We start from the raw sequence: 11217 nt of genomic DNA, 5'->3' as shown, positions 1-11217 counted from the left end.
GCCGTCGATGGCCTGAATCCCACTGCCGTCGATGGCCTGAATCCCACTGCCGTCGATGGCCTGAATCCCACTGCCGTCGATGGCCTGAATCCCGCTACCGTCGATGGCCTGAATGCCAAAAGCCTGTTGCGAAATAGCAGCGAGCAACAAAACGCCAATTTGTCGAGCTCTCACTCGTGTTTGCATGTTGAATCCCCCAGGAAATCATGCAGTGCCGAGGTTCCTTGATTTAGCTATTCATCAGGCTCCATCGGCTCATCGAAAAAATAAAGTCCTACGCCAGTCTTGGTAAGTGTGTTTCTTCCTTGCTCCGTAGACTCACGTCCCGTCAACCAATCATCCAGCTTTTCCAAAAACTTTTGGCCTTCAGATGCAACGAAAAGTTGAAATTCCTCTGCATCGTGCTTCTCTATGCCCTGTGTTGTGTAAACCCGCCGTTCAAACTTTGCGCTCTTATCTCGCTTTGGATCCAAGTTAAAAGCAATTGTTGCTCCAAGGTCATGTAGCGTCATACCAAGTCGTTCTACGCTTTCCCTGTCGAGTTCGAAGGGAATATAGACGCGACTCAAAACAGTGAATGCTCCATCCTCATCTTCTCTTACGGCGGCAACTCTAAGAAGTTCCTCAAGCATTGCGCGGGCGGGCATATCGCCGCTATAACGTCGAACAAGCTCCGTGAACGATGGCGAGGTCTTACTCTCAAACGGCAGTTGTAATGGCGCGCCTTCTTGGCTTGTAAACCGCGGATCGCTATACCACCCTGCTAAGACTCGTCCTGCTCTACTGAGATTACTTCGAGTGCTCGGTTGTCCTTTTGTTGCCTGATCGATGAGCCGCTTTACCTCTTTCCGGGTCAGCCCGGTGAGAATCGCTATTCGCGATCCGGAAGACTTACGCCCGGGTAGGGCAAAATCTTCCGCAGCGGTCTCGACGAATACAGTCTTGGCTACCTCCGCAAATTCTCCGTATGCAATGCCGTGCCGGATCAGGATCCGTACCAACGGCCGTAACAAACGCCGAAACGCAGCCAGGAGGCCTTGCTTGAGTCCTCGATCCGTTCCCGGATCTTGTGCCTGAGCGGGTTTCACTGACTGCTACCCTTGCTTAACCCTTGGAATTCTTTGGGAAATATATCCCATCGATCCTGAGGGTCAAGCCAGTTGACATAAGTAGTATCCGATAACTGGCAGAAAAGGAAGTGCAGTCCTTTAACTAGCTCACCTAAGTAACCGGGTACCCGACTGTTCCGGGTCATTTGCGGCTCTCCCAATTGCTCGAAAAACCACCAAAATCCCACCTTCCCTGGCATGGGCAGGGTGACATAATGCAATGAATCTCTTGTCATTTTCGCATATTAAGTCAAGTTATCCGACTTGTGTCCTGGCCATTACAGGACCGGGCTGAGCTACGGGCGTCCGGTCGGAAGATCTTTATGGCCACTTTGGCCAGATAGGCGCCTTGATCCTGAGCGTCTGCGCAAATCTGGCGGACAAAAAAAAGCCGGCTTCCGTGCCGGCTTAAAATGCCTCATCGTTGGGGGATTCTGAGGTTGGTGAGTCAGGCTTCGAGACGGAAGCCAAGACTCGGGACTCAGGGTAATGAGATCACCCCAACTGATCTGTGACGCGTGTCACGTAATGCGTAATCAGACGTGTCAATTCGTCAATTATTGGTAAGTCCGTACCTTGGCCGACTCCCGTAATCCCTCAACCAGGCTCTGGATTTCCTGCTGCTGTAGCTCGCGCTCCAGTTCCTGACCGACGGCCCCAAGCTGTGGCGGAGGGGTCTCACGCTGGCCTTCCTTAAAAATAATGTGCCAACCGTATTGTGTCTGCACCGGTGCCGCGGAGTGGGCGCCATCGTTCAACGCTACAACTGCATCGGCAAATTCAGGCACCATCTGCTGCCGGGTAAACCAACCCAGATCGCCGCCGCTGTTTGCTGACGGGCCGGTCGAATATTTCGCAGCCAGTGTTACAAAATCGCCACCGGCTTCCAGTTCGCTGATTACCTGCCGTGCGGTGTTGGGAGAGTCCACCAGGATGTGTCGGGCTTTGTATTCAGTCATGGGCTTGTTGCCATACCTGGTGTCATACAACGCCTGCAACTTGTCAGGTGATACCGGTTGGTCTTCCAGATGTTTCTGCAGGTAAGTCTGCGCCAGGAAAGAAAGCTCCTGCAGCTGCAATTTTGCCGCCACCTCCGGATCTGACTGCACTTTTTTGCGACGAGCCTCTGTGCCAACGGCGACGAGCTTTATCAACTCCTCAGTGAGCAGCTCGCGATCCTGATCAGTCAACTCTGCGACCGGCTTCTGGGTGCGGCTGCTCACAAAGGCCGTAAACATCTCCTCGGTAATCTCGACGTTGTTTACCTTTGCCATCGGCCGCGCCTCGGCGGTAGCAGCAACAGTCAACAGGGCGGCGAAACTGGCAATTAAAAAAGATTTCATTAGTTGTCCTCATCAGGGCCGGCTTCGGCCGGCGTCAGCGTGCTGATACTCAAAGCGTGGATCTCGCTTTGCATTAAACTTCCAAGAGCTTGATAGACCATGCGGTGGCGGCTTAGTTTCGATTCATCGGCAAAACAATCTGCAACAATTCGAACCCGGAAGTGTCCGCGTCCGTCTCTGGCGCCGGGATGGCCCTCGTGGAGATGTGAGTCGTCCTCGATTTCCACGCATACCGGGTGCAATGATTGCAGCCGCTCGCGAATCTGCTCAACCCGCACGTTCATTCGGCCGAATTATTATCAGACGAATCGGTCAGTTCTTCCGGCGGCATCTTGCGCGCGATCCAGAAGCCCTGTAACAGGGCAAATGCCACTGTCAGCCCCAGCATGCCAAACAGCTTGAAATTGACCCAGGCATCCTCGGAAAAGTTATACACGACGAATACATTGACGATGCCGAGAAAAATGAAAAACAACGCCCACATCGTATTGAGCGTGCGCCAGTGTTTTGCCTCGAGGTCTACGCTGGCGTCAAGCATGCGCTGGATAATCGGCTTTTCGCCAATGTACTGGCTGGCAAGGAAGACCAGGCCAAAAAGCACATTGAGGACAGTGGGTTTCCACTGGATAAATATCTCGTTGCGCAGCGCCAGCGTGATGCCTCCGAATACGAGCACCAGAGCCGCACTGATCGAGTGCATGCGGCTGATGGTGCGGGTGCGCAGCCAATGGATGAGCACCTGCAGCAGCACGGCAACGATGATTACGCCGGTAGCGACGTAGATGTCGTACAGTTTGTAGGCGGCAAAGAACGCGATCACCGGAAAGAAGTCGTAGAATATCTGCATATCTAATTGTCGGGCAGGAGCCTTTGAGCCAGTTTCTTCAAATTCATCCGCGTAATCCGCAACCACGGCTAATCAGTCGTGTTGTTGACATAATCAGGGGCGGCGGCGTAATCGTCTATCCAACCGATTCCTGCTACGCGCTCGGCTGCCATGTTGGCAACAAAGCGGCAATGGAGCGCGTGCGCAGGATCCGCCAGGCCGGACGAGACCATAATTTTACTCTGGTCTGCAACAATTTGGCAGAAATTTCGTCCTATGCCCGGGTCGATAATGCCACCTACCGGTTGCTTCGGTCGCTTACGCCCGGCCCGTATACCTTTATTTTGCAGGCGACACGGGAAGTACCCAAGCGGCTGCAGAACCCGAAGCGAAAGACCATCGGCATACGCATCCCGGATCATCCGGTTGCGCTGGCGCTGCTCGAAAGCCTCGGCCAGCCCATCATGAGTTCGACCTTATTGTTGCCCGGAGATGATATGCCGCTGAACGATACGGATGAATTTGAAGAGCGCCTGGGTAACCTGGTCGACGCGGTTGTCGACAGCGGTAATTGCGGGATCGAGCCAACCACGGTTATTGACCTTGTCGGCAGCCAGCCCGAAATTGTCAGGGTCGGTAAGGGCAGTGTCGAAGCGGTTGCGCGTTGAGCTGTCGCGCCAGCGTATAATCCGGTCATGCAGAGCTTCACACTGGTCCAGAAAATCGTTCTCTTTGCGCCGCCAATGTTACTGGCGATAACGCTGCACGAGGTTGCGCACGGTGCAGTGGCGCGTTACTTCGGCGACCGCACTGCCGAGATGCTGGGCCGGCTCACAATCAATCCGCTAAAACATATAGACCCTATGGGCACGGTGGCTGTGCCACTGGCGATGATTGTCATGGGCGTACCGTTTATTTTCGGCTGGGCGAAGCCGGTGCCGGTGGCGACGCGCAATCTGCGCAATCCGCGTCGGGATATGATGTTTGTTGCGGCCGCAGGCCCTGCCGCAAACCTGCTTATGGCATTAGGCTGGGCGGTGATACTGAAGCTGGGCTTCGTCCTGCAGGTGGCTGCCACACCGGGCTTCCGGGCTGTTGCTGTGATGGCAACTTTCGGTATCACTATCAACGTGTTCCTTGCAGTCCTTAATATGCTTCCGATACCGCCGCTGGATGGTGGGCGCGTCGCCAGCGGGCTATTACCGCCGCGCCTGTCAGATACTCTCGATCGCGTTGAGCCGTACGGGTTCCTGATTCTGCTCGGGCTCATGTTCGCCGGCGTCCTCTGGCCGATTATGATGCCGTTGGTCAATGGCACCACCGGTCTGATTGAGTTACTTGCAGGGCTCTGATTGATTTATGGGTTCAGATAAAGAAGCGGCCGGCGGCCGCATCCTCTCCGGCATGCGTTCGTCGGGCAGCATGCACCTCGGGCACTACCACGGCGTGCTCAAAAACTGGCTCCAGCTGCAGCACAAATACGAGTGCTACTTCTTTGTGGCCGACTGGCACGCACTGACCACCCACTATGACGACACATCGGGGCTGGAAGATCAGATGTGGAACATGGTCGTCGACTGGCTCGCAGTTGGCATCAACCCGAAGATAGCTACTCTCTTTGTCCAGTCCAAAGTGCCGGAGCACGCTGAGCTGTTTCTGTTGTTGTCCATGATTACGCCCCTTGGCTGGCTCGAGCGCGTTCCGACCTACAAGGAACAGCAGGAGAAGCTGAAGGAAAAAGATCTCGCCACCTACGGCTTCCTGGGTTATCCGCTGCTGCAGTCAGCCGACATTCTCATGTACAAGGCAGACGCGGTGCCGGTCGGCGAAGACCAGGTAGTGCATGTGGAACTTACTCGCGAGATTGCCCGTCGCTTTAACCACGTGTTTGGTCGTGAGCCGGAATTTGAAGCGAAAGCTGGCCGGGCAGTCACCAAGCTTGGCGGCAAGAAGCGCAGAATTTATGAGGATGCCCGGCTGCGCTACCAGGAGCAGGGCGACACCGAAGCGCTGGCCGCCGGGCGCGAGGTAGTCGAATCACACCCGAATCTTACGGTTGCCGACAAGGAACGGCTGCTTGGTTACATCGAGGGTAGTGGCCGGATAATACTGAACGAGCCGCAGGCCTTATTGACCGAGGTGCCCAAGCTGCCGGGACTCGACGGGCAGAAAATGTCCAAGTCATACGGCAACACAATCCCGCTGCGTGAAGAAACCGATGTGGTGGCAAAGAAAATTCGCCAGATGCCCACTGACCCGGCGCGCGTAAGACGTACGGACCCGGGCGAGCCGGAGAAGTGCCCGGTTTGGGAGTTTCACAAGATCTATTCGGATGACCAGCGCCAGGAGTGGGTGCAGGAAGGCTGCCGCTCAGCCGGGATCGGCTGCATCGAATGTAAACAACCGATAATCGATGCGGTGGTCGCCGAGCTGGAGCCAATCCAGCAGCGCGGCGCCGAATTCGAGGCCAATCCGGACATGGTGCGCGGTATCATTAAGGAAGGCAGCGAACGCGCGCGCGATACTGCGCGGGAAACTATGGACGAAGTCCGTCACGCCATGGGGCTGAATTACCGCTGAGCATGAGTACAGAAACAGAAAATCAGCCGGCCGGCAGCGAGACTGCACAAGCCAATCGCCCGGTGCAGGCCGAAATGCCGTTTGCCGTGGTCGAGGGGGAGCCTGTTACCCAGCTGCCGGTTGATCTTTATATACCGCCGCAGGCGCTGGAAGTGTTCCTGGAGGCCTTTGAGGGCCCACTCGACCTGCTGCTCTACCTGATCAAGCGGCAGAATCTCGACGTCCTCGATATTCCGATTGCGGAGATAACCCGGCAATACACCCGTTACATCGACATGATGCAGGAACTGCAGCTGGAGCTGGCGGGTGAGTACCTGGTCATGGCGGCCATGCTCGCCGAGATCAAATCGCGCATGCTGTTGCCGCGGCCGATCGAAGCAGACGACGACGAAGACGATCCGCGTGCCGAGCTGGTACGACGACTGCAGGAATACGAACGATTCAAGAATGCGGCACAGGATATTGATTCGCTGCCGCGGCTCGAGCGCGACGTTGTGGTTGCCGAAGGACACGTGGTCGAGCGCAAAGTAGTACAGAAACTGCCGGATGTTGCACTGAAAGAAGTGCTGCTTGCGTTCCGCGACGTTATGCAGCGTGCCGAAATGTATGCACATCACCACGTGCAGCGCGAAGCGCTGTCGGTACGTCAGCGGATGACGGAGATTCTCACCAGCCTCCAGGATGTCGAGTTCCGTGAGTTTACGGCGCTGTTTGATCCGCGCGAAGGACGTATCGGGGTGGTCGTTACTTTTATTGCGATCCTCGAGCTTATCCGCGAATCGATACTCGAAATCGTGCAGGCTGAGTCCTTTGGCCCGATTCATGTAAAGGCGACCGGACGCAGTACGCAGTCGGCATTCGAACAACCAGAACAACCAGAAGACGAAACCAGCGAAACAAATGAACAATGATCTGCTGAAAAATATAATCGAGTCAGCGCTGCTGGCCTCCGGGCGCCCGCTGTCGCTGGGCGAGTTACGAGACCTGTTTGCTTTCAGGAAGCGGCCGGAGCGAGCCGAGATCCGCAAAGCGATAAAGGCGCTGCAGGCGGACTACGAAGATCGCGGCATCGAGCTGATCGAAGTCGCTACCGGTTTTCGCATCCAGGTGCGGCCAAAAATGACCGAGTGGCTGACGAAGTTGTGGGAAGAGCGCCCCCCGCGCTATTCGCGCGCGTTGTTGGAGACACTGGCGCTTATTGCCTATCGTCAGCCGATAACACGCGGCGATATCGAGGACGTGCGTGGTGTGGCGGTCAGTACCAACATCATGAGGACGCTGCTGGAACGTAGCTGGATAAAGGTTGTAGGTCACCGCGAGGTGCCGGGGCGACCGGCACTCTATGCAACCACCCCGCAGTTCCTGGAATACTTCAGCCTGAAGAAACTGGAAGACCTCCCGCCGCTGCAGGATATTGCTGACATCGATTCGGTTGTTCCGCAGCTGGAGCTGGAGATGGCGGAAGAGGTCGGGACCTCTCTGCGGGTAGTGGCGGGCAGCGATCATGACGCCCAGGAAATCGCAGCCGACGAGTCAACGGATGATGATCCGGCTGACGAAATCGCGCAGGCAGAACACGAAGACGGCAGCGAAGAGCGCCACGCTACCGCAGTCGACGAGTCAACAGATGACGATGCGGCTGACGAAGTCGCGCAGGCAGAATACGAGGACGGCAGCAAAGACCTCCGCGCTACCGCAGCCGACGAGTCAACAGATGACGATGCGGCTGACGAAGTCGCGCATACACAATATGAAGATGGCAGCGAAGACCTCGACGCCACCGCGGCAGAGCAGGATCCCGAAGAGGCCATTACAGAACAGGAAGCCGAGGATACCGCCGCTGTGACGGCGCGTACGGTTGACTGAGCCACCGCAGCGGCTGCAAAAAGCCCTTGCCGCTACCGGTGTGGCGTCACGACGCAAGATAGAAAGCTGGATCAGCGCGGGCAGGATTACCGTCAATGGCGAGGTGGCCGTGCTGGGCAGCAAGGTCACGCGCGCCGACCGTATTGCCATCGATGGCAAGCCGGTAGAACTTGCTGCTGCAGCCCGTCCCCGTGTCCTGGCATATCACAAACCCGTCGGACAAATCTGCTCACGTGATGATCCTGAAGGACGGACAACCGTCTTTTCCCGTCTGCCACGGCCTGCATCAGGGCGCTGGATCAATGTCGGGCGCCTGGATATCAACAGCTCCGGGCTCTTGTTGTTTACTACGGATGGCGCGCTGGCCAATGCCCTGATGCGACCGGCCAGTGAGGTCGCGCGCGAGTACCGGGTGCGGGTACTTGGCGAGGTAAGCGAGCAGAAACTGCGGCAACTGCGCCGCGGTGTTCAGCTCGATGATGGCAAGGCGCGATTCACCGCCGTAACGCGACAGGAAAGTGCCGGCGGTGCCAACACCTGGTTCCTCTGCCGCCTGGCGGAAGGTCGCAATCGCGAAGTGCGCCGGCTGTGGGAGGCAGTTGGCTGCAAGGTCAACCGGCTCATTCGCACGCGTTACGGCAGTGTCACATTGCAGCGCAATCTGGCGGCCGGCGAACACCGTGAGCTTGATGGCCGGGAGCTGACGCGTCTTTACCGCTGTTGCGGTTTGGCGGCACCGGCGCCCTGAGCGTCGAATGACCGGCCGCTGATGCCGGCACTGTCAGGACCCAGCAGGTACAGGTAGGCATTCACCAGTGTTTCCGGTTCGGCCGGGTTCTTTGGGTCTTCACCAGGGAAGGCGGCGGCGCGCATGGACGTTCGAGTCGGGCCAGGATTGATGCAGTTGATGCGCATGCCCGTCATCTCGTCGGCCAGCACCTGCATAAAGCCTTCGGTTGCGAACTTGGAAACTGCGTAGGCGCCCCAGAAGGCGCGACCGCTGCGTCCGACGCCACTTGAGGTAAACAAAATCGCCGGATCAGGTGATTGTTTGAGCAAATCGAGCGTTGCGCGCGTCAGCAGGAATGCAGCGCCAACGTTTACGTGCATCACGCGATGCCAGGTCATCGGGTCGTAGTGTTCGATGGGCGCCCGATCGCCCAGAATGCTTGCGTTGTGCAGTAGCCCGTCAAGCCGGCCGAATTCGTTTTTCAACGCTTCGGCCAGTGCCAGGTATTCGTCCCAGGTCAGTTTCTCCAGATCCGCTTCGAGTATTGCCGGCTGCGGTGCTCCGCTGCTTACAATTTCGTCGCTGACTTTTGCAAGTTTGTCGCCGGTGCGACCCAACAGGACAACCGTTGCGCCCTGATGCGCCAGTGCCAGAGACACCGCGCGGCCAATGCCGTCGCCGGCGCCGGTAATCAGCACGGTTCGATCGTGCATCAGTTGCGGTGCAGGTGAATAGTCAATTGTCTCAATCATGGTCGCAGCAGCTTACGGGCTTCGCGCCAGCTGTGCCACAACAGCGCCAGCGGTGACAGGGCCGCTTTATCCGCGTTGTATCCGGCGGCCTCAAGTCGTCGCAGCTGTCGTCGGTATAACGCGCCCTGCAGGTAGACAGGCATCGCTTCGTGTCGGAGCGACAGATCGGCTGCGGAAAAATGCTCATGCGCCAGCCGCGGGAGGTCACGCACATCCGGAGGCCCGGCACCGTGATCACGAACGAAGCGGGCCAGCGCAATGCCGGTACCGAGACTGCCCGCCGCATCGATACTCGTTTTGCCTGATGTGGGCATCACTGCCGCGAGCAGCGCCTGCTGGGTTGCCGCCCGGTGGGCAGCGGGGAGCAATTCCTGCAGGGCAGTGGCCGGCGGCTGGGCGGCTTCGGTCATCATGGCTTGGACCAGTTCCCGCATCGACTCAGGCCAGCGTTCATGCGGACACAGTCGAAGCAGTTCCGCCGTCAGTGGATGACGCGGGGTACCGGCGATCACCATTTCGACCTCTTGTGCGAACCAGTGCAGCTTCAGCTGTCGAATTTGTGGTTCGCCCGGCTGCATTGCGACGTTGCGTATCACTTTCGCCAGAGCGATGCCGGTCCTGGTCAGCTCACGCAGCCGGGCCGGCGTCATTAACGCTACGTAGTAGTCGATAGATCCGGGCGGGATCGCAGCGCTGATGTAAGTGGCGGCAGGCGTAGCCGGCTCAGCCGGCATCTTTTGGCACCGGTTTGGCTACCGGCTCGGCCTGGGCGGCCGGCTCGCGCGCAGACTTGTCTATCGGTTCGACGCTGGCAAGTTTTTTGCGCTCGGTAATTCCCAATTCGGTAAAACGCCGGGCGCTCGGCAATACCTGGCGCTCCAGTGAACCAACCGCGCGGTTGTAGGTGTCTACGCTCTTGCCCAGCGAACTGCCCAGGGCTGCAATATGCTCACTGAAGCCGGCCAGCCGTTTGTAAAGCTCTTCTGCCAGGTCACGGATCTTCTCGGCGTTGTCGGTCAATACTGACTGGCGCCAGCCGTAGGCAATAGATTTGAGCAGCGCAATCAGGCTTGTTGGTGTAACCAGCAAGATGCGTTGCTTCAACGCATCTTCGAGTAGCGCGGGATCGTGATTGAGGGCCGCGCCGAGGAACTGGTCACCAGGGATGAACATCACAACGAAGTCAGGGCTGTTCCTGAACTGGCTCCAGTAATTTTTCGCCGCCAGCTCGCGCACGCGGCGCCGCAGGTTCCTGGCGTGACGCTGCAAGGCTTCCTTGCGTGCCACATCATCGGTGGCATGTGCGGCAGCCAGATAGCCCTCCAGTGGCGTCTTTGCATCGACAATGATTTCGCCGCGGTCGGGTAGCCGCACCACCAGGTCAGGCCTTAGTTGGCCGGTGTCGGTATTGACCGAGCCTTGCTCGACAAAATCGCAGTGCTCGACCATTCCGGCCAGCTCTACCAGGCGGCGCAGGGTAATCTCGCCCCACTGGCCGCCGACATCAGGACGTTGCAGCGCATTGACAAGCTTGTTGGTTTCCAGCTGCAGCATATCGTGCGACGAGCGCACACTTTTCAGTTGTTCGTCGATCGCTCCAAACGCGGCCTGGCGTTCCCGCTCGGCCCGATGCAGTTCCTTTTGTGTGGTCGAGAGGGTGTCGGCAATCGGTTTGACGATTTCACTGATTGCCTGCTGGCGTGCGGTGAGATCGGCACTGGCCTTCGTCTGGAACTGGCCGAGCTTTTCCTGTGCCAGTAGCAGAAAGGTCTCGCTGTTGCTGCTAAGGCTCTCGCGTGCAAGTTCATCGAAAGCAAGTCGCAGGCCGCGGGTGGCATCTTCGAGAGCACCGGCACGTTCCTGCGCCAGCTGTTCTTCATTTTTGAAACTGGCACGCAACACCTCGCGCTCGGCTTCCAGGCGGGCAAGCCGGCGCAGGTACAGCACCATGCTGGCCAGGCCGCCCAGAACGATACCCAGCAGCAGGCTGGCGCCGGCGACGATCAGTAAT

14 protein-coding genes are annotated in these 11217 nt (G+C 57.8%); 6 read left to right on the top strand and 8 right to left on the bottom strand.

Annotated elements, in window-relative coordinates; all coding sequences use genetic code 11:
* The 5 genes from HKN06_11485 to HKN06_11465 all read right to left on the bottom strand — a co-directional run.
* A partial coding sequence (locus HKN06_11485) for a hypothetical protein (protein NNF61933.1) occupies positions 1–186 on the bottom strand: 186 nt, incomplete at its 3' end.
* Between the two features lie 47 nt (positions 187–233).
* Positions 234–1088 (bottom strand): hypothetical protein, encoded by an 855-nt coding sequence (locus tag HKN06_11480; protein ID NNF61932.1) that lies wholly within the window; start codon positions 1086–1088, stop codon positions 234–236.
* Positions 1089–1666: 578 nt separating this feature from the next.
* Positions 1667–2452 carry a peptidylprolyl isomerase gene (locus tag HKN06_11475; protein NNF61931.1) on the bottom strand — a complete coding sequence of 262 codons (786 nt, stop codon included), beginning with the start codon at positions 2450–2452 and terminating at the stop codon, positions 1667–1669.
* Positions 2452–2736: a BolA family transcriptional regulator gene (locus HKN06_11470; protein NNF61930.1), complete on the bottom strand. Its 285-nt coding sequence runs from the start codon at positions 2734–2736 to the stop codon at positions 2452–2454. Before HKN06_11470 ends, HKN06_11475 begins: the two co-directional genes overlap by 1 nt.
* Positions 2733–3299, bottom strand: a complete 567-nt coding sequence (locus HKN06_11465) for a septation protein A (protein ID NNF61929.1) — start codon at positions 3297–3299, stop codon at positions 2733–2735. Before HKN06_11465 ends, HKN06_11470 begins: the two co-directional genes overlap by 4 nt.
* Positions 3300–3322: 23 nt before the next feature.
* Between HKN06_11465 and HKN06_11460 the strand changes: the two genes are divergently transcribed.
* The 6 genes from HKN06_11460 to HKN06_11435 are packed head-to-tail and all read left to right on the top strand — an operon-like array spanning position 3323 to position 8472.
* Positions 3323–3946: a threonylcarbamoyl-AMP synthase gene (locus HKN06_11460; protein ID NNF61928.1), complete on the top strand. Its 624-nt coding sequence runs from the start codon at positions 3323–3325 to the stop codon at positions 3944–3946.
* Between the two features lie 27 nt (positions 3947–3973).
* Entirely contained in the window at positions 3974–4630 is a 657-nt protein-coding gene (locus tag HKN06_11455; protein NNF61927.1) for a site-2 protease family protein, read from the top strand.
* Positions 4631–4670: 40 nt separating this feature from the next.
* On the top strand, positions 4671–5858 hold the full coding sequence (locus tag HKN06_11450; protein ID NNF61926.1) for a tryptophan--tRNA ligase: 1188 nt from the start codon (positions 4671–4673) through the stop codon (positions 5856–5858).
* 2 nt (positions 5859–5860) lie between these two features.
* The gene (locus HKN06_11445) at positions 5861–6769 is read left to right on the top strand and encodes a segregation/condensation protein A (GenBank protein NNF61925.1); all 909 of its coding nucleotides are present in this window, start codon (positions 5861–5863) and stop codon (positions 6767–6769) included.
* Positions 6759–7724 carry an SMC-Scp complex subunit ScpB gene (gene scpB, locus HKN06_11440; GenBank protein ID NNF61924.1) on the top strand — a complete coding sequence of 322 codons (966 nt, stop codon included), beginning with the start codon at positions 6759–6761 and terminating at the stop codon, positions 7722–7724. Before HKN06_11445 ends, scpB begins: the two co-directional genes overlap by 11 nt.
* A gap of 13 nt (positions 7725–7737) precedes the next feature.
* Positions 7738–8472 (top strand): rRNA pseudouridine synthase, encoded by a 735-nt coding sequence (locus tag HKN06_11435; GenBank protein ID NNF61923.1) that lies wholly within the window; start codon positions 7738–7740, stop codon positions 8470–8472.
* Here HKN06_11435 and HKN06_11430 read toward each other — a convergent pair.
* Genes HKN06_11430 through rmuC form a run of 3 tightly spaced genes read right to left on the bottom strand, consistent with a single transcriptional unit; the run spans position 8436 to position 11156 of the window.
* Entirely contained in the window at positions 8436–9206 is a 771-nt protein-coding gene (locus HKN06_11430) for a YciK family oxidoreductase (GenBank protein NNF61922.1), read from the bottom strand. The two genes, HKN06_11435 and HKN06_11430, sit on opposite strands and share 37 nt — an antisense overlap.
* Positions 9203–9940 carry a squalene/phytoene synthase family protein gene (locus tag HKN06_11425; GenBank protein ID NNF61921.1) on the bottom strand — a complete coding sequence of 246 codons (738 nt, stop codon included), beginning with the start codon at positions 9938–9940 and terminating at the stop codon, positions 9203–9205. The genes HKN06_11430 and HKN06_11425 overlap by 4 nt, the downstream gene beginning before the upstream one ends.
* On the bottom strand, positions 9930–11156 hold the full coding sequence (rmuC, locus tag HKN06_11420; protein NNF61920.1) for a DNA recombination protein RmuC: 1227 nt from the start codon (positions 11154–11156) through the stop codon (positions 9930–9932). The genes HKN06_11425 and rmuC overlap by 11 nt, the downstream gene beginning before the upstream one ends.
* Between the last annotated feature and the right edge of the window lie 61 nt (positions 11157–11217).

The sequence above is a fragment of the Gammaproteobacteria bacterium genome (assembly GCA_013003425.1).
Taxonomy (GTDB): domain Bacteria; phylum Pseudomonadota; class Gammaproteobacteria; order Steroidobacterales; family JABDKV01; genus JABDJB01.
Note: the sequence above shows the minus strand (reverse complement) of the source record. Positions and strands in the feature narration are given on the sequence as shown.